This is a genomic window from Xanthomonas hortorum (assembly GCF_040279205.1).
Taxonomy (GTDB): domain Bacteria; phylum Pseudomonadota; class Gammaproteobacteria; order Xanthomonadales; family Xanthomonadaceae; genus Xanthomonas; species Xanthomonas hortorum_F.
Genome location: NZ_JBEOLS010000023.1, coordinates 46163 through 68534 on the forward strand (window position 1 = coordinate 46163; position 22372 = coordinate 68534).

23 protein-coding genes are annotated in these 22372 nt (G+C 65.0%); 17 read left to right on the plus strand and 6 right to left on the minus strand.

The features are described from left to right. Nucleotides 1-67 precede the first annotated feature (67 nt). Genes ABS769_RS11295 through ABS769_RS11305 form a run of 3 tightly spaced genes read left to right on the plus strand, consistent with a single transcriptional unit; the run spans nt 68 to nt 1469 of the window. On the plus strand, nt 68-631 hold the full coding sequence (locus ABS769_RS11295) for an RNA polymerase sigma factor (protein WP_074058743.1): 564 nt from the start codon (nt 68-70) through the stop codon (nt 629-631). Beyond that, on the plus strand, nt 628-972 hold the full coding sequence (locus tag ABS769_RS11300) for a hypothetical protein (RefSeq protein ID WP_006451760.1): 345 nt from the start codon (nt 628-630) through the stop codon (nt 970-972). Before ABS769_RS11295 ends, ABS769_RS11300 begins: the two co-directional genes overlap by 4 nt. A gap of 5 nt (nt 973-977) precedes the next feature. Further along, nucleotides 978-1469: a DUF3106 domain-containing protein gene (locus ABS769_RS11305; RefSeq protein WP_205392313.1), complete on the plus strand. Its 492-nt coding sequence runs from the start codon at nt 978-980 to the stop codon at nt 1467-1469. A gap of 126 nt (nt 1470-1595) precedes the next feature. On the opposite strand, the gene ABS769_RS11310 is transcribed toward ABS769_RS11305, so the two are convergent. Further along, nucleotides 1596-2195 (minus strand): TetR/AcrR family transcriptional regulator, encoded by a 600-nt coding sequence (locus ABS769_RS11310; RefSeq protein WP_317061770.1) that lies wholly within the window; start codon nt 2193-2195, stop codon nt 1596-1598. Nucleotides 2196-2326: 131 nt separating this feature from the next. Here ABS769_RS11310 and ABS769_RS11315 point away from each other — a divergent pair, with 131 nt between their 5' ends. Beyond that, entirely contained in the window at nt 2327-3193 is an 867-nt protein-coding gene (locus tag ABS769_RS11315; RefSeq protein WP_317061771.1) for an alpha/beta hydrolase, read from the plus strand. A gap of 186 nt (nt 3194-3379) precedes the next feature. Here the strand turns inward: ABS769_RS11315 and ABS769_RS11320 are convergent, their stop codons facing one another. Further along, nucleotides 3380-5743, minus strand: a complete 2364-nt coding sequence (locus tag ABS769_RS11320) for a DUF1631 domain-containing protein (RefSeq protein WP_317061772.1) — start codon at nt 5741-5743, stop codon at nt 3380-3382. Between the two features lie 361 nt (nt 5744-6104). On the opposite strand from ABS769_RS11320, the gene ABS769_RS11325 reads away from it, so the two are divergent. Genes ABS769_RS11325 through ABS769_RS11340 form a run of 4 tightly spaced genes read left to right on the plus strand, consistent with a single transcriptional unit; the run spans nt 6105 to nt 9001 of the window. Continuing rightward, a complete protein-coding gene (locus ABS769_RS11325; RefSeq protein WP_317061773.1) occupies nt 6105-6680 on the plus strand; it encodes a nitroreductase family protein in 576 nt (191 codons plus the stop codon). Further along, nucleotides 6668-7663 (plus strand): 5'-3' exonuclease, encoded by a 996-nt coding sequence (locus ABS769_RS11330; protein ID WP_317061784.1) that lies wholly within the window; start codon nt 6668-6670, stop codon nt 7661-7663. The genes ABS769_RS11325 and ABS769_RS11330 overlap by 13 nt, the downstream gene beginning before the upstream one ends. Further along, a complete protein-coding gene (locus tag ABS769_RS11335) occupies nt 7660-8211 on the plus strand; it encodes an NUDIX hydrolase (RefSeq protein WP_006451767.1) in 552 nt (183 codons plus the stop codon). The genes ABS769_RS11330 and ABS769_RS11335 overlap by 4 nt, the downstream gene beginning before the upstream one ends. Then, the gene (locus ABS769_RS11340) at nt 8204-9001 is read left to right on the plus strand and encodes an N-formylglutamate amidohydrolase (RefSeq protein ID WP_317061774.1); all 798 of its coding nucleotides are present in this window, start codon (nt 8204-8206) and stop codon (nt 8999-9001) included. Before ABS769_RS11335 ends, ABS769_RS11340 begins: the two co-directional genes overlap by 8 nt. A 136-nt stretch (nt 9002-9137) precedes the next feature. Here ABS769_RS11340 and pip read toward each other — a convergent pair whose 3' ends face one another. After that, nucleotides 9138-10079 (minus strand): prolyl aminopeptidase, encoded by a 942-nt coding sequence (gene pip / locus ABS769_RS11345; protein ID WP_317061775.1) that lies wholly within the window; start codon nt 10077-10079, stop codon nt 9138-9140. Between the two features lie 90 nt (nt 10080-10169). Further along, nucleotides 10170-11021, minus strand: coding sequence for a peptide chain release factor N(5)-glutamine methyltransferase (gene prmC / locus ABS769_RS11350; protein ID WP_317061776.1), 852 nt, complete (start codon nt 11019-11021; stop codon nt 10170-10172). 201 nt (nt 11022-11222) lie between these two features. On the opposite strand from prmC, the gene ahpC reads away from it, so the two are divergent. The 6 genes from ahpC to ABS769_RS11380 all read left to right on the plus strand — a co-directional run bounded on the left by ahpC (nt 11223) and on the right by ABS769_RS11380 (nt 17218). Next, nucleotides 11223-11786: an alkyl hydroperoxide reductase subunit C gene (gene ahpC / locus ABS769_RS11355; RefSeq protein WP_006451401.1), complete on the plus strand. Its 564-nt coding sequence runs from the start codon at nt 11223-11225 to the stop codon at nt 11784-11786. Between the two features lie 218 nt (nt 11787-12004). Continuing rightward, nucleotides 12005-13597: an alkyl hydroperoxide reductase subunit F gene (ahpF, locus tag ABS769_RS11360; protein ID WP_317061777.1), complete on the plus strand. Its 1593-nt coding sequence runs from the start codon at nt 12005-12007 to the stop codon at nt 13595-13597. Between the two features lie 91 nt (nt 13598-13688). Continuing rightward, nucleotides 13689-14630 carry a LysR substrate-binding domain-containing protein gene (locus tag ABS769_RS11365; RefSeq protein ID WP_317061778.1) on the plus strand — a complete coding sequence of 314 codons (942 nt, stop codon included), beginning with the start codon at nt 13689-13691 and terminating at the stop codon, nt 14628-14630. Between the two features lie 398 nt (nt 14631-15028). Next, nucleotides 15029-15460, plus strand: coding sequence for a nucleoside diphosphate kinase regulator (gene rnk / locus ABS769_RS11370; RefSeq protein ID WP_023902775.1), 432 nt, complete (start codon nt 15029-15031; stop codon nt 15458-15460). A 61-nt stretch (nt 15461-15521) separates the two neighbouring features. Further along, complete coding sequence (locus tag ABS769_RS11375) at nt 15522-16490, plus strand: transaldolase (RefSeq protein ID WP_317061779.1); 969 nt, start codon at nt 15522-15524, stop codon at nt 16488-16490. Between the two features lie 158 nt (nt 16491-16648). Then, nucleotides 16649-17218: a type 1 glutamine amidotransferase family protein gene (locus tag ABS769_RS11380; RefSeq protein WP_317061780.1), complete on the plus strand. Its 570-nt coding sequence runs from the start codon at nt 16649-16651 to the stop codon at nt 17216-17218. A gap of 261 nt (nt 17219-17479) precedes the next feature. Here the strand turns inward: ABS769_RS11380 and msrA are convergent, their stop codons facing one another. Together msrA and ABS769_RS11390 are read right to left on the minus strand one after the other, a co-directional pair. Then, the gene (msrA, locus tag ABS769_RS11385; protein ID WP_023902772.1) at nt 17480-18130 is read right to left on the minus strand and encodes a peptide-methionine (S)-S-oxide reductase MsrA; all 651 of its coding nucleotides are present in this window, start codon (nt 18128-18130) and stop codon (nt 17480-17482) included. An 83-nt stretch (nt 18131-18213) separates the two neighbouring features. Further along, a complete protein-coding gene (locus ABS769_RS11390) occupies nt 18214-18729 on the minus strand; it encodes an SgcJ/EcaC family oxidoreductase (RefSeq protein ID WP_104550462.1) in 516 nt (171 codons plus the stop codon). A gap of 124 nt (nt 18730-18853) precedes the next feature. On the opposite strand from ABS769_RS11390, the gene ABS769_RS11395 reads away from it, so the two are divergent. The 3 genes from ABS769_RS11395 to ABS769_RS11405 are packed head-to-tail and all read left to right on the plus strand — an operon-like array spanning nt 18854 to nt 21929. After that, on the plus strand, nt 18854-19561 hold the full coding sequence (locus tag ABS769_RS11395) for a helix-turn-helix transcriptional regulator (RefSeq protein WP_317061781.1): 708 nt from the start codon (nt 18854-18856) through the stop codon (nt 19559-19561). Further along, entirely contained in the window at nt 19558-21468 is a 1911-nt protein-coding gene (locus ABS769_RS11400) for an ATP-binding protein (RefSeq protein ID WP_317061783.1), read from the plus strand. Before ABS769_RS11395 ends, ABS769_RS11400 begins: the two co-directional genes overlap by 4 nt. Next, a complete protein-coding gene (locus ABS769_RS11405; protein WP_006452452.1) occupies nt 21465-21929 on the plus strand; it encodes a response regulator in 465 nt (154 codons plus the stop codon). Before ABS769_RS11400 ends, ABS769_RS11405 begins: the two co-directional genes overlap by 4 nt. The last annotated feature ends 443 nt before the right edge of the window (nt 21930-22372 follow it).

Genomic DNA, 22372 nt, shown 5'->3' on the forward strand with positions numbered 1-22372 from the left:
GCGCAGGCGTGTCAACCGAATCCACCCTCGCCCGTTGACGTTGTATCGTCTCTGCGGAAGCTACGCTGTGCTGGTGGGAACCCCTTTCGATCCGCAGCTCTCTCCACCGGCCGTCACTGCGCCCGTGTCGCTGGACGCCTTTCTGGCCGGCATCGGTCCGCGTGCGTTCCGTTTTGCCGAGGCCGGCCTGCGTCACCGCGAAGACGCGCTGGATGCGGTGCAGGACGCCATGGTGAAGCTGCTTGGTTACCGCGAGCGCCCGGCCGCCGAATGGACGCCGCTGTTCTGGAGCATCCTGCGTAGCCGCATCATCGACCTGCAGCGGCGGCGCACCTTCCGCCTGAAATTCTGGGCGCCGGCCGAACGTTCCGACGACGAAGGCACCATCGACTGGGCCGACCCCGGCACCGGTCCGGTCGACCAACAGCAACACCAACAGGCCTACCAGCGCCTGGTCGAGGCCCTGCGCAGCCTGCCGGCGCGCCAGCGCGAAGCGTTCACGCTGCGCGTGCTGGAAGAGCTGGACGTGGCCACCACCGCCAAGGCGATGGGCTGCTCCGAAGGCTCGGTCAAAACCCACCTGTCGCGTGCGCGCGACGCGTTGCAAAAACAGTTCGAGGATTTCCTGTGAACCGCTCCCACGATCCGGCCCGGTTCGACGCGCAGCTGCGTCAACTGCACACCGCCGCGCTCACCAGCCTGCCGCCGCAGACCCTTGCACGTCTGCGCCAGGCACGTCACGCAACTGCGCCCTCGCGTAACCGTCGCGGTTACTGGTTATTGGCGACCGCGTGTTCGGGGTTGCTGGCGATCGGCATCGGCCTGCAACTGCGGCCGGGCGAATCGGCACCCTCAGGCACCGCTGGGACCCAGGCGATCGCCAGCACCACCACCGATACCGACGACATGCTGACCCAGAACCCGGACCTGTACGTCTGGCTCGGGTCCGACACCGCCTTGGCCATGGAATAAGCACGATGACCCGCACCACCCGCCTGCTATTGACCCTGCTGCTGTGCGCCGGGCCCTGCGCGTCGCTGTTGGCCCAGGCACCTCCGCCGGGCCCGCCGGGGCCGCCACCCTCCGATGGCCCCGGCCCGCGTGGTCCGGGACCGCGCGAGGCGGAGACGCCAATGCCCGAGTGGGAAAAACTGACCCAGCAGCAGCGCCAGGTGCTGATCGATGCGCTGCGCGAACGCTGGAACGAGGTGCCCGAAGAGCGCCCGCGCATGTATCGCCACGCACGCCGCTGGCTGGACATGACCCCTGAACAGCGCAAGCAGGCCAAGGCCGGCATGGACCGTTTCCGCAACATGAGTCCCGAGCAGCGCCGCGAAGCCAAGGCCTTGTTCGAACGCATGCGCACGCTCAACCAGCAAGAACGCAACGCGCTGCAGCAACGCTGGCAGAAGATGAGCCCGGCCGAACGCAGCGCCTGGCTGCGCGAGCATCCGCCGGTAGACGATTGAGCGACAGCTGACGATTGAGCGATATCGCAGGCCATCCCGCGTGCTGTCGTGCGAACTGATTCACGTATCAGGCAGCAAAGCGGATCGACGATGCGATCCGGGCATGACAGCGCTCATCGTGCGCAATCAGGGCATCAACACCGCTTGCAGCAGCGGGGCCAACACCTGTTCGGGCGCAAATGCGAGCAGCCCGGCGTGCTTGCGGTCGATCGCCAGCGAGGCATACCCATGCACCGCGCTCCAGGCCAGCAGCGTGCGTTGCTCCAGCACTTCCGCACTCGGGGCGCTGCCGTGCCGCGCGATCCACTGCATCCGCAGCGTCTCGCGCAGGCAGGCCATCGCCGCTTCACTGGCATGCAACAGTCTGGGCAAGCTGCGCGAGCGCAGATCCAGCCCCAGCATCAGCCGGAAGTGCTGCGGAAACGCGCTGGCGAAGCGGATATAGCCCAGCCCGCATCCCAATAGCGGATCGGCCAGTTCCTGCTGGGTCGCGAGGATCTGATCGAGCATGCGCTCGTAGCCATCGGCGGCCAGTTCCGACAGCAGCCCGTCGAGCGAGCCGAAATGATGCGCCGGCGCGGCATGCGAGACACCGGCGCGGCGCGCGCACTCGCGCAAGGTCAACCCGCGCGCACCAGCCTCGCCCAACAGCTCCCACCCTGCGCGCCGCAACGCAGCCGGCAGATCGCCATGGTGATACGCAGCAGGCAGGGATGATTGCGACATGGGCAACTTCGTTTGCAGAGACCTCAGTGGAGCAGATCATCTTGACGCTGACAAGATGGACTGGGCAGACTCATCTACATCTTGTCGACGACAAGATCCGATACGACGTCGCCCACTCCAAGGATCTCGCCATGTCCTCGTCCATCGCCAAATTGCGTGCGCGCCTGCTGCGCGGCGTGCTGGCCAGCGCCAGTCGGCTGGCCCCCGGCCCGACCGGTCGGTTTCTGGCTCGCCGCTTCGTGACCCCGGCAGCGGCCGGGCGCCGGCAGGCCGCCGGACTCGCCGCCCAGTTGCCCGATGCGCATCGCCAGAATCTGCGCATCGATGGCGTCGACATTGCCGTTTACCGGTGGGGCGACCCGGCGCAGCAGCCGTATGTGCTGCTGTCGCATGGCTGGGCCAGTTACGGGCTGCGCTTTGCGGCATGGGTGCCGCAGCTGCGGGCGCTCGGCTATGCGGTGGTGGCGTTCGATCAGGCCGCACATGGCTTGAGCGGCGGAAGGATCAGCAACATGCCGCATTTCGTGCAGATTTTGCGCGACATCGGCGGCCGCCACGGTCGCCCGGCTGTCTTGATCGGCCATTCCCTGGGCGCGGCAGCGGCGGTCTTTGCCGATGACCCCGCGTGGCGGCCGGCACGCTATGTCCTGATCGCCCCGCTGCTGGCACCTGCGCAGAGTGCGCAGCGCCAGTTCCGCGCATTCGGCATCGCACCCGGCACGTTCGCACCGTTTGAAAATTGGTTGCATCAGCTGACCGGGAAGCGCTTCGCCGATTTCGACGCAACGCCGCGCCTGCCGCACTTCGGTGACCGCCCGGCGCTGATCATTCACGACCGCCGCGACCGCGAAACCCCCTGGGAAGAAGGCGCACGTTTTGCGGCGCTCTGGCCGGGCGCGCAACTGGTCAGTACCGAAGGACTGGGCCACAACCGCATGGTCGACCACGCTTCGGTGATCGATCAGGCGTTGCAGTTCATCGGCCCGGCATCGCCCTGATCCAGACCGCAAGGGCACGCACATCGCGAGCGTGCCGGCCTGTTTGAATTGACTGAACCACCTGGCGATCGGTCGCCAGCTGGATGCGGATGGAACGCTTGGAACCGCCGCGTACGGGCGGCCTTGCCGCATCGCGTAATGGCCGCGCGCACCTGGCGGCGCGCGCAGGTGCCTTGATCGCGGCTCTCAGTGCACGGTGCCGTTATGCAGCGGATCCAGGCGGTCGATCACGCCCTGCATAGCGCTGTCGAAGGCGCCGTCGTTGATGTGTTCGCGCAGGCGGCCCAGCCGCACCATCACCGCCAGTTCTTCCGGCGAGGCGACGCAAAAACGCACGCCGCGGCGGTTGACGAACAGCAGGCGTTGCGAGATCGGACTCACCCAGGACAGCTTGCCGGCCTGCACCTTGCCGTCCTTGTCGACAAAGTCCAGCCAGGTGCCGATATCCATCGCGCGAAAACGCGTGGCGTCGGCGCTGTCGATGCTCTGCGCCACCGCTTCGGCGCCCAGCACCACATTGATGCTCTCGGCGGCCGGCGGCGGCAGGTTGACCTGCGGCAAGTCGGGCAGCGACTTTTCCAGCTCAGGGCGCGCTTCGGCGATCGCCTGCAAGGTGTCGTGCAGCGCACTGATCGCCACCACCACCGCATCGCCATGCAGGCCGATGCTGGCAAACACGCGATACAGCGCCGGCTGCCAGACCTGCAGCCACGGCTTGCCGACGATATGGCGACGCGCCTCGGCCAGCTCTTCCAGCACGCCATCGGCCAGCGCCAGCGCTTCGACGGTGCCGGGACCCTCGTCGCCGTCGCGCAGGATCGCCATGGTCAGATGATGCAGCCAGGGCTGGCGCAGGAAATCTTCCACTGCCTTGGGCAATGGCGCGCCGGCCAGCACGCGTTGCTCCAGTTCGAACAACGCGCGGCTGCGTGCCAGTTCGAGTTTCTCCTGGCCACGCTGGGTTTCGGTGGCACGACGCTCGGCGATCTCCACCCGGCGCCGGTGCTGCGACAGGAAGTCGCGGAATTCTTCTTCCAGGGTCTGAAAGATCGCCAGGTTCTCGTTGAATTCGGCGACCAGGCGGTCGACGATTTCCTCGACCTTGCCCATCAGCACGCGTTCGGCCGCGCTGTCGCCGGTATTGCCTTCGCAGGCCTCGGCCAGCGAGTTGAGCAGGCGCCGCGCGGGATGGGTCTTCTGCACGAACATCTTGCGATCCAGCAGCGCGACCTTGACGAACGGCACCACCAGCCGGCCGATCATCTCGCGCGAGCGATTTTCCAGATCGCGCTCGTCCAGCATCACATCGAACAGCATGCCGACCAGATCGATCGCATCTTCGTCCATCGGGTCGAGTTTTGCGGTGGCCGGGTCCACGCCCAGCCGCGTGGCGCTGGACAGCACTTCGTTCTTCAATCGCTGCGCCAGCGATTCGTTGTCATCGCCCATGGACGCGCCCAGCGTCCCGCTCGGCGTGGCCTGCAGCAGCGACAGCACCGACATCATTTCGCGCTGGCTCAGGGGGCGTTGCTGGCCCACCGCCACCGTTGCCGCAGACGCGGCGCTGTCGCGCACGCTACGGGTCTGCTGCAGCAGTTCGTGCAGCGCTTCAAGCAACATGCCCTGGCTACCACCGGGATGATCGCCGTCGCCGTCCATCCCACCTGCGTTGCCGCCGCCATCGGTATGACCGCGCTGGGTGGCAGCCTGCATGCGGCCACGGCTATGCGCCCAGCGGTCCAGAAAACGGTTGGCCCAGGCCGGCGCGTATTGGTCGTTCTGATCGTCGCCGCCCATCTCGGCAGCCGCGCCCTGCCCCTGGCCATCGGGCCGCGCGCGCTCTTCGGGCGTCTCGCCGCGCGGCTGCGCGCGGGGCGACTGACGCTTGGGTGGCGACATTTCCGGCATGACGCCGGCCTTGAGCAGGGTTTCGTCCAGGCGCGCGTACAACTTGCCGATCGGCTCGGCCAGGTCGCGCTCGCAGAGCTTGATCAGCACCAGGCGCACTTCCGGCGCCAAGTCGCAGATGGCGAAGGCTTCGTGGATGGCCACGCCCAGGTGTTCCGGGCCGATCGGGTTGGTATCGGCCACCAGTTCCAGGCCGCCGGCGATCCAGCCCAGGCGGCGGTCCACCCGCGCCAGGACCTGTTTGAAGTCGCGCAGCAGCACGGTGGCCAGATTGCGCACTGCCAGCCGCGATTCCAGCACATGTTCGGGCACCAGGCTCAGCGGGCCGGCGCCGATTTCGCCAGCCAGCACCACTTCGGCCGACAGCGGCATGCCCAGTACCAACGCCTGCCAGCCGTCTTCGAGCTGTTGGCGGAAGCGGTCGGCCACGTCGTCGCGTTTGCGACGCAGCTCGCGCATGCCATCGAGAAACAGCAACTGCGAGGTGCCCGCAGATTCGGCGCGATCGAACAGCACATCGTCGAAATGTGCGACTGCAGCGGCAAATACCTGCGCAATTGCCGGCACGAACGCGGCATGCGCCTGTTCAAGCAAGCGTTGGTCACGGCCCGGGTGTCCCGACGGACTGGGCTGAAAAGTCATGCGCAAAGGCTCCCCGCCCCTGCAGGCGTGAAAATATTCAAACAAGAAAAAACGGACGCGGCCCCAAATTCCGCTATTGCATGGTAGGCGTTTCGCTCATCCATTAAATGTGATGAATCTCTCACTTTATTCGTGACCGCCCATGGTTTGCGTGTCAAGTGAACATCGTAGCTTGCAGCGCCGCTGTGGCGCTTGCCAAGCCCTTTATACGCTGGCGAGGGTTAAGCCTTGCGCTTGGCAAGCTCGCCCACGCCGTCGGCCCTGGCCCGGTTGCACCTGCAGGTGCCTGGCCGGGCACGATGCGGCGGGCGTTGGGAAGGGCCCGTCTATAATTGCCGTTTCGCTGCCTCGATCCGGAACTATGCACGCACCCTATTCGCTTAAGGCGCTGGACGCGCGCCGTTCGGTCCCCTCCAAACAGCTCGGCGAGCCCGGGCCGGATGAAGACACCCTGCTGCGCATGCTCACCTCGGCGGTGCGCGTGCCCGATCACGGCAAGCTGGTGCCGTTCCGCTTCCTGCGCATCAGCGGCGACGCGCGCCAGGCACTGGGCGATTTCCTGGCCGAACGCACCCAGGCAGCCGACCCGCTGGCATCGGCTGCGGCGATCGCGAAAGAACGCGGGCGCTTCAACGATGCGCCATTGGCGATCGTGGTGATCGCTTCGCTGCGCCCCGAACACAAGGTGCCCGAACAGGAACAATTGCTGACCGCCGGCTGCGTGTGCTTTGCACTGTTACAGGCGGCGCAGGCGCACGGTTTCGGCGCGCAGTGGCTGAGCGCATGGATGGCCTACGACCCGGCAGTGACCGGCTATCTGGGCCTGGAAGAAAACGAGCGGATCGCCGGCTTCATCCACGTCGGCACGCCACGCATGCAGGTCCCCGAACGCGAGCGCCCGGATCCGCGTGCGTTGCTGCGCGACTGGACGCCGTGACCTCGTACACCACCACGATCGACGGCGCGCCGCCCACCAGCGCGCGCCCGACCCCGCTGTATCTGGTCGACGCCAGCCTGTACGTGTTCCGCGCCTGGCATTCCATCCCGGACGAATTCCAGGATGCGCAGGGCTGGCCGACCAATGCAGTGCACGGCTTCGCGCGTTTTCTGCTCGACCTGCTCGAACGCGAAGACCCCGCGCACATCACCATCGCCTTCGACGAAGCGCTGGACAGTTGTTTTCGCCATGCGCTGTACCCCGCCTACAAGGGCAATCGCACCCCGGCACCGGACGCGCTGCGGCGCCAGTTCGCGCATTGCAAGGCGCTGTGCGCGGCATTGGGCTTGAGCGTGCTGGCCCACCGCGACTACGAAGCCGACGATCTGATCGGCAGCGCCTTACACAACGCGCGTGCGCAGGGCTTGCGCGGGGTGATCGTCTCGGCCGACAAGGATCTGTCGCAGCTGTTGTTCGAACACGACGAACAATGGGATTACGCACGCAACAAACGCTGGGACATGCACGGCGTCAAGGCCCGTTATGGCGTGCATGCGCACCAGATCGCCGATTATCTGGCGCTGTGCGGCGATGCCATCGACAACATTCCGGGTGTGACCGGCATCGGCGCCAAGTCCGCCGCAATATTGCTGGCACATTTCGGCAGTCTGGATGCCTTGCTGGAGCGCGTGGACGAACTCCCATTTTTGCGCCTGCGTGGCGCCGCGCAAATGGCGGTACGGCTGCGCGAACAACGCGAACATGCCTTGCTGTGGCGCCAGCTCAGCACCATTGCGCTCGATGCGCCGTTGGCGCTGACCGCAACAGGTTTCACGCGGGCGCAGGCCGACGCGGACATGCTGACCGGCTTGTGCGAGAGCCTGCGTTTCGGCCCGCTCACCCGGCGTCGGCTGCTGGCCGCGTGCACCGGCGCACCCGCAGCGCTTCCCACCGTTTCCCTGGAACAAGGTCTGCACCCATGAACCGACACGACACCCCGCCCACCGTGGTCTACGAAGGCAAGTACCAGCGCATGGTCGTGCGCGGCACCTGGGAATATTCCGAGCGCGTGCATGCCGGCGGCCTGGCCGCGATCATCGTGGCGGTGACGCCGGACGATGCGATGCTGTTCGTCGAACAATTCCGCGTACCGCTGCAGGCGCGCACCATCGAAATGCCGGCTGGCCTAGTCGGCGATGTGCATGCCGACGAGTCGATCGAGCTGTCGGCGATTCGCGAGCTGGAAGAGGAAACCGGCTGGACCGCCGAGCACGCCGAAGTGCTGATGATCGGCCCGACCTCGGCCGGCGCCAGCAGCGAGAAGATCGCCTTCGTGCGCGCCACCGGCCTGCGCAAGGTCGGCGAAGGCGGCGGCGATGCCAGCGAAGACATCACCGTGCACGAAATCCCGCGCGCACAGGTCGGCGCCTGGCTGGTGCAGAAGATGGCCGAGGGCTACCAGATGGATCCAAAGTTGTGGGCCGGGCTGTATCTGGTCGATCACGCACTGGACGGCACCCCGCGTGGTTGAAGCAACGACTGAAGTCACCCCTGCTCGCTTGCTGGGCGCCGACGATCCCGCAACGTTCACTGTGTTCAACGCGCACGCGGCATCGCCGTGGTTGCTGATCGCCGATCATGCCGGTCAGCGCGTGCCGGCGCGGCTGGCCAACCTGGGGTTGCCGCAGCATGAACTGGACCGCCATATCGGCTGGGATATCGGCATTGCCGAAGTCACCCGTTTGTTGGCCGATGCGCTGGATGCGTTCGCCGTTGCCCAGACCTATTCGCGGCTGGTGATCGACTGCAATCGCCCGCATGGTTCGGCCACGCTGATGCCCGAGGTCAGCGACGGCACATCGATTCCCGGCAATCTGCAGCTATCGGCCGACGCGCGGCGGCAACGCATCGACGAGATCTTCGCGCCATACCACGCGCGTATCGCTGCAGAACTCGATGCACGCCAGGCGCGCGGTCAGCCTACGCTGCTCGTGTCGATGCACAGCTTCACCCCGGCGATGGCCGGCAACGCACGGCCCTGGCATGCGGGTGTGCTGTACCACCGCGACACACGGCTGGCACACCGCTTGTTGCAAGCCTTGCGCAACGAGCCGGATCTGGTCGTCGGCGACAACCAGCCCTACGCGGTCAGCGATACCAGCGACTACGCGATTCCGGTCTACGGCGAAGGCCGCGGCCTGCTGCATGTGGAGCTGGAACTGCGCCAGGATTTGATCGCCGATGCGGCGGGGCAACGTGCTTGGGCAGATCGATTGGCGCGCATCCTGCCGCCACTGGCGGATGCGCTACTGCCGCGTTAAAACCGGCAATCACTGTAGGAGCGCGCTTGCGCGCGACGAGGTTTTACCGGTAACGCCTCATCGCGCGCGAGCGCGCTCCTACAGGTCATGCGCTGATTGCGTTAAGCGCAGCCTCGGCGACGATTGACGTCGTCGCTCAGGCAAACCCGTCAGTCGCACGCACCAGCGCATCGACATTTTCCGGCTCGAAGCCCGAATGGCCGGATGCCGGGCTGATCTGCAGTGTCGACTTCGGCCACACCTTATGCAGATCCCAGGCGCTTTGCAGCGGGCACACCACGTCGTAGCGGCCGTGCACGATCACGCCGGGGATATCGGCGATACGCTGCGCGTCGCGCAGCAGCTGATCTTCGACCTCGAAGAAACCGCCATTGACGAAGTAGTGGTTCTCGATGCGCGCAAACGCCAGTGCGAAATGCGCGTCCTCATGCCCCGTGACAAAATCCTCGTCCACATGCAGGAAGCTGGTGGCGCCTTCCCACACGCTCCACGCCTTGGCTGCGGCCAGGCGCGTGGCTTCGTCGTCGCTGGTGAGGCGGCGATGAAAAGCGGACATCAGATCGGCGCGTTCCACGGGCGGAATCGCATTGACGTAATGCTCCCAGGCATCCGGAAACAGCCGGCTGGCACCTTGCTGATAAAACCATTCCAGCTCGAAACGGCGCAGCAGAAAGATGCCGCGCAACACCAGCTCGGTGACCTGCTGCGGGTGGGTCTGCGCGTAGGCCAGCGCCAGCGTCGAGCCCCAACTGCCGCCGAACACCTGCCAGCGCGCAATGCCCAGGTGTTCGCGCAAGCGCTCGATATCGGCGACCAGATCCCAGGTGGTGTTGTCGACCAGATCGGCATGCGGGGTCGAGCGGCCCGCCCCGCGCTGATCGAACAGCACGATGCGGTACTTGGCCGGGTCGTGAAAGCGCCGCATCTTGGTGTTGCAGCCGCCGCCGGGGCCGCCGTGCAGCATCACCACCGGCTTGCCCTGCGGGTTGCCGCACTGCTCGAAATACAGCGTGTGGCGGTCGTCGACCTGGAGGGTGCCGTGGTCGTACGGCGTGATCTCGGGATAGAGCGTGCGCATGCGTCGGTCCTGCGGGAAACCGCTAGTGTATCGGCAGCCAGCGCGTACCCACGGCCAACCGACGACACGCGCAAAGCACTGGGCGCACGCTTAGCCCGCAGCGTGCGACCAGCGCCCCGACGTCACCCGGTCACGCTGCTCCAGGTCCTGATGCGTGGCCACCGCATCGAAACCACGCACCTGCAGCAGCCCGGCCACCGCCGCGCCCTGGTCCCAGCCGTGCTCGAGCAGCAGCCATCCGCCCGGCAACAGATGCATGGGCGCATCGGCGACGATCAGCCGGATGTCGTCCAGGCCATCGGGGCCGGAGGCGAGCGCGCTGGCCGGCTCGTGGCGTAGATCGCCTTCACTCAGATGCGGATCGTGCGCGGCGATATACGGCGGGTTGCTGGCGATCAGATCGAAGCGCTGGCCCCCCAGCGGTGCAAACCAGTGACCCAGCCGGCATTCGACGTTGCGTAGCTGATGACGGCTGACGTTTTGCTGGGCGATAGCAAGCGCTGCGGCACTGGCATCGGTGGCGATCACCTGGGCGTGTGGCCGCTCACTGGCGATGGCCAGCGCGATCGCGCCGCTCCCGGTGCCCAGATCGGCGGCGCAGCGGCCTGGCATGTTGTCGAGGCGCTCAAGGGCGAGTTCGACCAGCGCTTCGGTATCGGCGCGCGGGATGAGCGTGGCAGTCGAGACCGCCAGATCCAGCGTCCAGAATCCACGCGTGCCAGTCAGATACGCGACCGGTTCGCCGGCCTGACGCCGCTGCACCAACGCCTCGAACGCCTGGGCGACAGCATCCGCAACCGGATCGCGGCCATGCACAAACAACCAGGCGCGGTCGCGCCCCAGCGCATGCAGCAGCAACGGTTCGGCATCGCTGCGCTCGATCCGCTCGGCTGCCCGCCGCAGCAGCTGGTCGGCAGCAAGGCCGGCTGGGTCGTCGCTCATACGGATCATTCACTCCTGCGAAACATCAGCTGACCATTATCGGAGATGGAATGGCCCCCTGCAGCGGCAGAGACAGCCTGCAACGTCGATAGCCTCAGGCTATCTATGCAATCCCATTAATCGATTTGAGAAATCTATCGATCCTACCTACCATGGCGACTGTTCCATCCCCCGCCCCCTTTCATCGCTCGAGGAAACTCAATGTCTCTCATCAACACCCAGGTCAAGCCGTTCAAGGCGAATGCGTACCACAACGGCAATTTCATCGAAGTCACCGAAGCCAGCCTGAAGGGCAAGTGGTCGGTGCTGATCTTCATGCCGGCCGCCTTCACCTTCAATTGCCCGACCGAAGTGGAAGACGCCGCCGACAACTATCCCGCGTTTCAGAAGGCCGGCGCCGAGGTGTACATCGTCACCACCGACACGCACTTCTCGCACAAGGTGTGGCACGAGACCTCGCCGGCCGTCGGCAAGTCGCAGTTCCCGCTGATCGGCGACCCGACCCACCAGCTGACCCGCGCCTTCGGCGTGCACATCGAAGAAGAAGGCCTGGCCCTGCGCGGCACCTTCATCATCAACCCGGAAGGCGTGATCAAGACGCTGGAAATCCACGACAACTCGATCGCCCGCGACGTCACCGAGACGCTGCGCAAGCTGACCGCTGCCCAGTTCGTCGCCAACAACCCTGGCCAGGTCTGCCCGGCCAAGTGGAAGGAAGGCGCCAAGACCCTGGCTCCGTCGCTGGACCTGGTCGGCAAGATCTAAGTCGACGCATCCCTTCGGCCTGTCGCCAGGCCGAAGGGACATCTCCGGCCCAGCACTGGGCCGGGGGTGAACCGGAGCCGGTGCCGGGCTGCCCGCCAGCCATCGCCAGCACGCATTCCCGAGCATTGCGCCGGCTGCGGTTCATCCCCTCCTCCCCGGCGACCTGCCTCATCGCAGCGACGCCACGCCCTCCCCTTGCCCATTCCCAGGAGTTTTCCATGTTGGATGCCAACCTCAAGACCCAGCTGACCGCCTACCTGGAACGGGTCACGCGGCCGATTCAGATCAATGCCTCGATCGACGAGAGCGCCGGCTCGCGCGAGATGCTCGACCTGCTCGAAGATCTGGTGCTGCTGTCGGACAAGATCAGCCTGGACATCCACCGCGACGACAACCAGCGCAAGCCTTCGTTCGCGCTGACCACGCCCGGCCAGGACATCTCGCTGCGCTTCGCCGGCCTGCCAATGGGCCACGAGTTCACCTCGCTGGTGCTGGCGCTGCTGCAGGTCGGCGGTCACCCCTCCAAGGCCACCGCCGAGCTGATCGAGCAGGTGCAGCACCTGGATGGCGATTACCAGTTCGAAACCTACTTCTCGCTGTCGTGCCAGAACTGCCCGGACGTGGTGCAGGCGCTGAATCTTGCCGCCGTGCTCAACCCGCGCATCAAGCACGTTGCCATCGACGGCTCGCTGTTCCAGGAAGAAGTCGAAACCCGCCAGATCATGTCGGTGCCCACCGTCTACTTGAACGGCGAATTGTTCGACCAGGGCCGCATGACGCTGGAGCAGATCGTCGCCAAGCTCGACACCAACGCTGCAAAGCGCGACGCGGTCAAGATTGCGGCCAAGGACGCCTTCGACGTGCTGGTGATCGGCGGTGGCCCGGCCGGTTCGGCAGCGGCGGTGTATGCCGCACGCAAGGGCATCCGCACCGGCGTGGCCGCCGAGCGTTTCGGTGGCCAGGTGCTGGACACCATGTCGATCGAAAACTTCATCTCGGTTCCGGAAACCGAAGGCCCGAAAATGGCCGCCGCGCTCGAGCAGCACGTGCGCCAGTACGATGTGGACATCATGAATCTGCAGCGTGCCGAGCAGGTGATTCCGGCCGGTGCCGATGGCCTGATCGAAATCAAGCTGGCCAATGGCGCCTCGCTCAAGAGCAAGACCGTGATCCTGTCCACCGGCGCTCGCTGGAGGCAGATGAACGTGCCGGGCGAAGATCAGTACAAGAACAAGGGCGTGGCCTATTGCCCGCATTGTGATGGCCCGTTGTTCAAGGGCAAGCGCGTGGCGGTGATCGGTGGCGGCAATTCGGGCGTTGAAGCGGCGATCGACCTGGCCGGCATCGTGGCGCATGTCACGCTGGTGGAATACGACGACAAGCTGCGCGCCGACGAAGTGCTGCAACGCAAGCTGCGCAGCCTGCACAACGTGCGCATCATCACCAGCGCGCAGACCACCGAAGTGCTGGGCGATGGTCAGAAGGTCACCGGCCTGGTCTACAAGGACCGTACCGGCGGCGACATCCAGCATGTCGATCTGGAAGGCGTGTTCGTACAGATCGGCTTGCTGCCTAATACCGAGTTCCTCAAGGGTTCGGTGGCGTTGTCGCCGCGCGGCGAGATCATCGTCGACGACCGTGGCCAGACCAATCTCCCCGGCGTGTTCGCTGCCGGCGACGCCACCACGGTGCCGTACAAGCAGATCGTGATCGCGATGGGCGAAGGTTCCAAGGCTGCACTGAGCGCGTTCGATTACCTGATCCGCTCCAGTGCACCGGTCAGCGCCGAGGTTGTGGCTGAGGCCGCATAACCGCCGCACAACACAGCGCCCGGCACCGCCGGGCGCTAAGCTCGCCAAGTGCTCACGTCGTTTCCCGTCAACGCAACAAGGGCTGCTGCACATGAATCTGCGTGACCTGAAGTATCTGGTAGCCCTGGCCGACCACAAGCATTTTGGTCGTGCTGCAACGGCGTGTTTCGTCAGTCAGCCAACCCTGTCCACCCAGATCAAGAAACTCGAAGACGAACTCGGCGTCTCGTTGGTGGAGCGCGCGCCGCGGAAGGTGATGTTGACGCCTGCCGGCCGCGAAGCCGCGGTGCGCGCACGCAGCATCGTGGCCGAAGTGGAACAGATGAAGGAAGCCGCACGACGTAGTCAGGACCCGGAAGCGGGTACCGTGCGGCTGGGCATTTTTCCCACGCTTGCACCGTATCTGTTGCCGCATGTGGTGCCGGGCATTCGCCAGCGTTTTCCACGCCTGGAACTGCTGCTGATCGAAGAAAAAAGCGACCAGCTCATCCATCAGTTGCGCGAAGGGCGCCTGGATGCCGCGCTACTCGCACTGCCAGTGCAGGACGATCAGCTGCACGCAGAATTCCTGTTCGAAGAACCCTTCGTGCTGGCGGTGCCGGAAGGCCATCCGCTGACGCGTCACGACAGCATGACGCTGGACGACTTGTCCGAGCAGCGCCTGTTGTTGCTGGAAGATGGCCATTGCCTGCGCGAACAGGCCCTGGACGTGTGCCATCTGGCCGGCGCGTTGGAAAAATCCGAGTTCCAGGCCACCAGCCTGGAAACCCTGCGCCAGATGGTGGCCGCCAATGTGGGCGTCACCTTGTTGCCGCTGCTGGCAGTCAAACCGCCGGTGGCACGTTCGGAAAACATCCGCCTGATCCGCTTCCGCGAAGACAAGCAGCCCAGCCGGCGTATCGCAATGGTCTGGCGCCGCAGCTCGGCGATGACCGCGTTTTTGGAGCAACTGTCGCAGCTGTTCAAGGAATTGCCTGAAAGCCTGTTTGCCCTGGACCAGCCGACCACCGGCCCCAAGGCGGTCGCTGCCTGAGGATTTGGGATTTGGGATTTGGGAATCGGGAAAGCGTTTTACGGTAGCGGTTGCTTCGCGCAATGTCTTTTATCTGCTACCAAACATAAGCGACGCGCGAGCGTCGTTTTTTGTTTAGCTGTTGGTTACTGCGCGAGGCATCTCAAAACACACGGCGGCATCTATGTCATTGGCAAGCGACAGACTCCAATCCTCGCGCTTGCAGCTGCGTGCTGCCGCATTGCCAGCGCTTGCCAGCGCCTCTGGCCAATGCAGGCAACGCGCAACACCGCGCCCGCCTCACTCAACAAGCGCCATGTACTGCGCCATCTCGTCATGCATTGCGATCGACCAACGGCGCCCTCATCTTGTAGATGACGCTCACCGTGTTGGCGAGCCGTCGTCGTCAGGAGATTGCCATGCCTTCGCAACACCACAGCGGCTTGCCGCCGTCCATTCTTGTGTCCAGCCATGACCTCGCCCGTCTCGAGGCATTGCTCGATTCGCCCGCGTTCAACAAGCATCCCGCCGCCACTGCGCTGAGCGACGAACTGGGCCGTGCACGCGTTGTGCCAGCCGATCAGATTCCCGGCGATGTCGTCACCATGTACTCCCGCATCGACTGCGAAGATGAGCTGCATGGCGAACGACATACGCTCACCCTGGTGTATCCGCACGAGGCAGATGTACAGCACGGCCGCATTTCGGTGCTCGCGCCGGTTGGCAGTGCGCTGCTTGGCCTGTCGGTCGGCCAGAGCATCGACTGGCGCACGCCAGACGGACGCGACCTGCGCCTGCGTGTGACTGCCGTGCACGACCAACATGCATTGGCCGACGACTTACAACGCTGAGCGCGCTAACGTAACGCGCTGCGTCCTATCCACGACCCGTCCACGATTCGAGAGAACCCGCATGACTGCATCCCCCTCCAAGCTTGCTCAACTGCGTGAGCTGTCTGTCGTCGTTGCCGACACCGGCGACTATGACGCCATCAAGCGCCTGAAGCCGGTCGACTGCACCACCAACCCCACCCTGGTCAAGAAAGCGCTGGACCTGCCGGTCTATGCCGATCTGCTTGAGCGCGAACTGGCCTGGGGCCGCGAACACGGCGGTGAAGACCGCACCAGCACCGTCAATGAAGTGGCCGACCGCCTCACCATCGGCGTGGGCACCAAACTGTCCGAATTGGTGCCGGGCCGCGTCTCCACCGAGGTCGATGCCGACCTGGCGCACGACACCCAAGCCACCATCGCCAAGGCGTGCAAGTTCATCGCGATGTATGCCGAGCGCGGCGTGTCAAAAGACAAGATCCTGATCAAGATTGCAGCGACCTGGGAAGGCATCGAAGCGGCCCGCCAGCTGCAGCTGGAAGGCATCGACTGCAACCTCACGTTGATCTTCAACCGCTCGCAGGCGCTGGCCTGCGCAGAAGCCGGCGTGTTCCTGATTTCGCCGTTCGTTGGCCGCATCCTGGATTACTACGTCGCCCAGGGGCAGACCCCGGCCAGCATCGACGAAGATCCGGGCGTGGTGTTCGTGCGCACGGTGTACAACGAATTCAAACAGCGTGGCTCGTCCACGGTGGTGATGGGCGCTTCGTTCCGCTCCACCGCGCAGATCGAAGCGCTGGCCGGTTGCGATCGCCTGACCATCTCGCCGGAGCTGCTGGAAAAGCTCGACGCCGAACATGGTGAGTTGCCGCGCAAGCTCTCGCCTGCGCAAGCAGACAACGCACAGATCACCCCGATCGACAGCGACAGCTTCGCCAACGATCTAGCCGCCGACCCGATGGCCACCGACAAGCTGGCCAGCGGCATCGACACCTTCGCCAAGGATCTGCAGGCGCTGCGCAAGACCATCGCCGACAAACTCGCCGGCTGATTGCCTATCACGGTTGTGTGACGCCAACGCTCGCGGCTTTTTAGCCTGCGGGCGTTGTCGTTTCTGGCATTTAGTTCAGCGCCATCCTCCACACAACGCTTACAACCGCCGCGCGCGCACTGCCTAGAATCCGGATTCCTCAACTGGCGTAGCGGACAATGGCAAACATTGCAGTGGTGATGGTCGACGGCGTAGCCGATTGGGAAATCGGCGTCGTACTGCCGGCGGCGCGCGAGTGGTTCGGCGACCAGGTTGCCATCGCCAGTATCGATGGCCAGCCGGTGCAGTCGATTGGCGGCTTGCGCATCACACCGGACTTCGCGCTTTCCGATCTGGCACCGCTGGAGGCCGATCTCTGGATCCTGCCTGGCAGCGAACGTTGGCAGGCCGGCGAGATTCCCGGACTAAGCGGCCTGTTGGTAGAACGCGTGCAACAGCAGCGCCCGGTCGCTGCAATCTGCGGCGCCACCATTGCACTGGCCTATGCCGGTTTGCTCGACGACCGCCCTCACACCAGCAACGCACTGGCCTTCCTGCAGGAACACGTAGTGCCTTATGCAGGCGCTGCACACTATCGCCACGAAAAAGTCGTCGCTGCCGACGGCGTGATCACCGCGCCCGGCACCAGCCCGGTCGGGTTCGCGCTGGCCTGCATGCGACTGCTGCATCCGGAACGCACCGACATGCTCGCGCAATTGCGCGGCATGTTCGCCGGTGAGTTCGTCTGACCTGGAAGATGTGAGCCGGCGGATCCGAACCGGCGCAGCTGATTCGCTGCACGCATTGCATCGCTGCTCCGCCGCGGCGTCGCCGGCATCGCCTTGCGACCGCCACAAAAAAAGATGGCCACGTTGTCTCCAACGTAGCCATTCAAGTTGCCTGGCATGCACTCCCATGCGCTGCCTGATCGTGATAACGCTGCCGGTCACTGTTGGCCATCGGCACGTCACCACAATGGATGACAGCGCTCAATCCGACCCGCCTTTCCGTCAGGCATCCAGCCCGATCGGGCAGCTCACTCCCGTTCCGCCAAGCCCGCAATAACCATTGGGATGCTTGGCGAGATATTGCTGGTGATCGTCTTCGGCGTAATAGAACGTAGGTGCCGGGAAACGGATCTCCGTGGTGATTGCGCCATACCCTGCTGCGTCCAGTTGTTGCTGGTATGCATCGCGGCTGGCCAGCGCAGCGTCGTATTGCTGCTGTGTCGTGCAATAGATCGCCGAGCGGTACTGCGTGCCGACGTCGTTGCCTTGCTGCATGCCCTGGGTGGGGTCGTGGCTTTCCCAGAAGGTGCGCAGCAATTGAGCAAACGACACCGCCTGTGCGTCATAGACCACGAGCACCGCTTCGGTGTGGCCGGTCTGCCCGGAACACACTTCGCCGTAAGTGGCATTGGGCGTTTCGCCACCGGCGTAACCCACTGCCGTGCTGTACACCCCTGGCACGTTCCAGAACTTGCGTTCTGCGCCCCAGAAGCAGCCAAGCCCGAATTGCACCTGGGCCAAGCCGGTGAACTCCCCGCGCAACGGATGGCCGTTGATCAGGTGCGTGTTGTGCAGCGGCAGCGCTTGCTCGCGCCCCGGTAGTGCTTCGCCTGGACGTGGCATGCGTTGCTTGAAGGCGCCGATTCCCAGCATGGTGCAACTCCCGCGTGTGTAAGGGTTGCCTGCTGGATGGCGCCGGTCGTAGCGGCTTTCAAGCCGCTACGACCAATACGGCATTACTTCTTGGTCAACGAGGCAGTGGCGGTGTCCACTTCCGGCATCGCCGAGCTGTGGTGGTTGATGATCAGCCACTTGTCGTCACGCTTTTCGTACACGAAGGTGTAGCGCGCCTGCACCTTGCTCTTCTTGCCGTCCTTGTCGGTCAGCGTGAAGGTGTAGACACCGGCGTCCACCGCGCTGTCTTCATCGAGTACGCGCACGGTGCGGTAGTTGACGACGCCCTGCGGCTTCTTGGTCAGGAACATCTCGAAGTACTTTTCGATCTGCGCCCGCGAAGCGCGCACTTCATTGGAGACGGTCGGCAGCAGCACGCCGTCCGGTGCGTACAGATCGGCAACCTTGTGCGGGTTGCCGGTGGCCAGCGCCGCGTTCCAGGTGTCGAACAACGCCGCCACTTCGCGCTCTTCGCCATCGGCAGGCAGCTTGGCCTTGTCGGTGTAGTGCATCACGCCGCCAGCCAGCGCCGGGGTGGCAGCCAGAGCCAGAACCAGAGAGATAAAGGTGCGACGCATGGGGAATCTCCGTGTAGTTGATGGGGGTGCCTCATCGGGCAGGCTCAGTATCGAAATCGCCCGGCCTCGAAAATTCTGCCGAGTGGCATATACTCAAATATGCTGATCGGCCTAGAGGCGAGACATGGAAACCCCCACCAATGCTGGCGATTGGCGCCTTGCGCTACGGCGCGACGCCTCCGATAGCGCACGTTGGCAAGCGCTCTGGGAGACCGCTGTCGCGCTGCGGCAGGCACAGACCCCGGAGCAGGCCTGCGATGCGGTGCTGGGACGCGTGTTGCTGTTGCTGGGCCTGGAACACGGCGCGGTGCTGGCGCAACGCGGGCCGCGCGCGCAGGTACTCGCCAGCCGCGGCCGCGCACTGCCGCCCGGCGCCAGCGCTGCTGGCGACAGCCATGAAGCGAGCTGGTTGATGCCACCGCGCCCGGCCGATATGCGCGAAGCCAAGGTACAGATCCATGCGCTGGGTACCACCCACGGGATGCTGTGCGTTGCCTGGAACGACAGCCGCCCCGCACCCGGCAACGACGATGTGCAGGCGCTGCAAGCGTTCGCGCTATTGCTGCCGGCAATGGTGGCCGAACCGGCCAAACCGCTCGCCACGCGCCGGCGTAAACCGGTGCAGGACGATCGCCTCAGCGCGCTGAGCAAACGCGAGAAACAGGTGCTCTCGCTGCTCCCGCGCGGGCTCACCAACGCCACGCTCGCAGCTGAACTGGGGATTTCTCCCGGCACGGTAAAAGTGCATGTGGAGCGAATCCTGCAGAAACTTGAGGTAAAAGATCGCACCCAGGCCGCGGTGTACGCGGTCCATGCCGGACTCGCGCTATGAATGCTTTGGCAGTGCGTTGGAACGATTGGCCGATCACCCGCAAGAGCCTGGCGGTGGTGACCTTGCCGCTGCTGCTGCTGGCGGTCGCACTGATGGCGATCTACAGCGTGGAACGGCAGAACATCGCCGCCGAAAACGATGTGCGGCAGACCCTTGAAGTGCTGAGCGATCTCTACGAAGCGCACGCACTCTTGGCAGAAACCGCAGCCGGCGTGCGCGGTTATCGCCTGGTGCGCCGCGATGAATTCCTCACCCCGTATCGCGATGCCGAACCGCGTCTGCAACGCGTGGCAGAGCGGCTGTCGCAACGCATCACCGACCCGGGGCAAGCGCAGCGGTTTGCGCGCATCAAACCGTTATTTGCCGAAAAAATGCAGGGCTGGCGCCGTTTGCTGGCACCGGATCTGAGCCGCGAAGAAGAGATCCGCCAGCTCTGGGACGGCAAGTACAAACTCGACATCCTGCGCGCCGAATTGCGCGAACTGCGCAACTACGAAACCGCGCAGTTGCAGGTACGCACCGCCAAGGCGCAGGGGCTGCGCCAGCGCAATCTCATCATCACCTTGAGCGCGGCGATGCTCGGTGGCCTGGGCGCGGTCTTTGCGGTGGCGTGGTTCGCCTCGGCGTTGTCCGGGCGCTTGCGCACGTTGGCGGCCAATGCGGATCGGCTGGGCGAAGGCTTGCCGCTGGCACCGCAGCCGCGTGCAGGCGATGAACTGGGCCAGGTCGGTCAGCGCCTGGCGCAGGCCAGCGAACTGCTCGCCGCGCGCGCGGCCGAAGCGCAATTGGCACGTCGCGAGGCCGAAACCGCCAACCGCGCCAAGACCGAATTCCTGTCGCGCAGCAGCCACGAATTGCGCACGCCGCTCAATGCGATTCTGGGCTACGCGCAGGTGCTGGAAATGGATCTGCCCGAACCTGCGCATCGACGCCATCTGCAACACATTCTCGGTGCCGGCCGGCACTTGCTGGGGTTGATCACCGAGCTGCTGGATATCGCGCGTATCGAAGCCGATCAGCTGGATCTGAGCCCGGAACCGATCTCGGTGCGTGCCGCCGTGCACGAAGCCTTGGGCCTGATCGCCCCGGACGCGGACAAGTACGGCATCGCGCTGCCACCGGCCGCCATCGACGGGCCGTGGACAGTGCGCGCCGATGCGCAGCGGCTGCGTCAGGTGCTGCTCAATCTGCTGTCGAACGCGGTCAAGTTCAATCGCACCGGCGGCCAGGTGCAGGTGAGCGCGCAGCCGGATGGCGAGCAGGTGCGCATCACCGTTGCAGACCAGGGCGCGGGGCTGACGCCGGCGCAGATCGAGCGGCTGTTCACGCCGTTCGAGCGGCTGGGTGCGGAGCGTTCGGCGGTGGAAGGCACCGGCCTGGGCCTGGCGTTGAGCAAGCGCCTGATCGAGGCAATGGGCGGGCGCATCGGCGTGGACAGCAGCCGCGATGGCGCGCGCTTCTGGATCGCACTACCGCAGGGTGACCCGCAACGTAGCAAGCCGGCGAGCATAATCCTGCCGCCGAGCAACGCCGGCAGCGGTGTGTGTCGGTTGCTGAGCATCGAAGACAATCCGTCCAACCAGGCCTTGATCCGCACCCTCAGCGAGCGTCGCCCGCAGTGGCAGCTGCTCGAAGCGGCCAGTCTGGCGCAGGCGCGCGAGCTGCTGCAGCACGGCCTGCCGGATCTGATCCTGCTGGATCTGCATTTGAGCGATGGCAACGGCGAAGAATTGCTGCGCGAGTTGCAAAGCCAGCCGGCCACTGCGGAGGTGCCGGTGGTGGTGATCAGCGCCGATGCCACCACTGCCACATTGGCACGTGTGGGCAATCAGGGCGTACGCGCGTATCTGACCAAACCGCTCGATGTGGCGGAATTCTTCACTGTGATCGACGGGCTGCTGGCATGACACGCGACGAAATCCTGGGTTCCCGCATCCTCATCGTCGACGACGAGCCGGCCAATGTGCGGTTGCTCGAAGACCTGCTGCAGCGCGAAGGCTTCCAACAGGTGATCGCCACCACCGACCCATTGCGGGTGATGGGGCTGGTGTCTGCATTTGCGCCGGACCTGATTTTGCTGGATCTGAAAATGCCAGAGCTGGATGGCTACGCGCTGCTGGAACAACTGGCGCGGCTGTCCGACCCCGGCCACTTTTTGCCGGTGATCGTGCTCACCGCCGACCCCAGCCGCAGCGCACGCCACCGCGCGTTAGGCCTCGGCGCGAAGGATTTTTTGACCAAGCCCTTGGACACCTTCGAGGTCGCGCTGCGGGTCTGGAACGTGGCTGAAACCACGGTGCTGTTCAAGCGTCTGCGTGCACTCGCCGCGCCTGATGCTGCGCCGCCGGGGTGGCGTCAGCAGAGTTAAGCTTTTAGGGGGATGATCTGCGGCTTGGCTGTGGGGCCCTTGCCCGCCGACCGTCGCGGGACACGCCGCAAGTACGTCCTTGTAGTAGCGTCTGCGCGCCGGATGCTGCGACGCCGGGGGGGCGTCAGCAGAGTTAAGTTTTTAGAGCGGATGATCTGCGGCTTGGCTGCAGGGCCCTTGCCCGCCCACCATCGCAGGGCACGCCGCAAGTACGTTCTTGTAGCGTCTGCGCGCCCTCGCCGCGCAGGATGCCGCGCCGCCGGGGGGCATCAGCAGAGTTAAGTTTTTAGGGCGGATGATCTGCGGCTTGGCTGTGGGGCCCTTGCCCGCCCACCATCGCGGGACACGCTGCAAGTACGTCCTTGTAAGCTCTTACGCGGCATCCATGCCGCGTAAGGTCCCGCGACGGTGGGCGGGCAAGGACCAGTCGAGATGGTCGGTGT

Excerpts from the sequence above, each read along its gene's own strand:
- ABS769_RS11305 (WP_205392313.1), top strand. The coding sequence starts at position 978 with ATGACCCGCACCACCCGCCTGCTATTGACCCTGCTGCTGTGCGCCGGG.
- ABS769_RS11310 (WP_317061770.1), bottom strand. The coding sequence starts at position 2,195 with ATGTCGCAATCATCCCTGCCTGCTGCGTATCACCATGGCGATCTGCCG.
- ABS769_RS11315 (WP_317061771.1), top strand. The coding sequence starts at position 2,327 with ATGTCCTCGTCCATCGCCAAATTGCGTGCGCGCCTGCTGCGCGGCGTG.
- ABS769_RS11320 (WP_317061772.1), bottom strand. The coding sequence starts at position 5,743 with ATGACTTTTCAGCCCAGTCCGTCGGGACACCCGGGCCGTGACCAACGC.
- ABS769_RS11325 (WP_317061773.1), top strand. The coding sequence starts at position 6,105 with ATGCACGCACCCTATTCGCTTAAGGCGCTGGACGCGCGCCGTTCGGTC.
- ABS769_RS11335 (WP_006451767.1), top strand. The coding sequence starts at position 7,660 with ATGAACCGACACGACACCCCGCCCACCGTGGTCTACGAAGGCAAGTAC.
- pip (WP_317061775.1), bottom strand. The coding sequence starts at position 10,079 with ATGCGCACGCTCTATCCCGAGATCACGCCGTACGACCACGGCACCCTC.
- prmC (WP_317061776.1), bottom strand. The coding sequence starts at position 11,021 with ATGAGCGACGACCCAGCCGGCCTTGCTGCCGACCAGCTGCTGCGGCGG.
- ahpC (WP_006451401.1), top strand. The coding sequence starts at position 11,223 with ATGTCTCTCATCAACACCCAGGTCAAGCCGTTCAAGGCGAATGCGTAC.
- ahpF (WP_317061777.1), top strand. The coding sequence starts at position 12,005 with ATGTTGGATGCCAACCTCAAGACCCAGCTGACCGCCTACCTGGAACGG.
- ABS769_RS11365 (WP_317061778.1), top strand. The coding sequence starts at position 13,689 with ATGAATCTGCGTGACCTGAAGTATCTGGTAGCCCTGGCCGACCACAAG.
- rnk (WP_023902775.1), top strand. The coding sequence starts at position 15,029 with ATGCCTTCGCAACACCACAGCGGCTTGCCGCCGTCCATTCTTGTGTCC.
- ABS769_RS11375 (WP_317061779.1), top strand. The coding sequence starts at position 15,522 with ATGACTGCATCCCCCTCCAAGCTTGCTCAACTGCGTGAGCTGTCTGTC.
- ABS769_RS11380 (WP_317061780.1), top strand. The coding sequence starts at position 16,649 with ATGGCAAACATTGCAGTGGTGATGGTCGACGGCGTAGCCGATTGGGAA.
- msrA (WP_023902772.1), bottom strand. The coding sequence starts at position 18,130 with ATGCTGGGAATCGGCGCCTTCAAGCAACGCATGCCACGTCCAGGCGAA.
- ABS769_RS11390 (WP_104550462.1), bottom strand. The coding sequence starts at position 18,729 with ATGCGTCGCACCTTTATCTCTCTGGTTCTGGCTCTGGCTGCCACCCCG.
- ABS769_RS11395 (WP_317061781.1), top strand. The coding sequence starts at position 18,854 with ATGGAAACCCCCACCAATGCTGGCGATTGGCGCCTTGCGCTACGGCGC.
- ABS769_RS11400 (WP_317061783.1), top strand. The coding sequence starts at position 19,558 with ATGAATGCTTTGGCAGTGCGTTGGAACGATTGGCCGATCACCCGCAAG.
- ABS769_RS11405 (WP_006452452.1), top strand. The coding sequence starts at position 21,465 with ATGACACGCGACGAAATCCTGGGTTCCCGCATCCTCATCGTCGACGAC.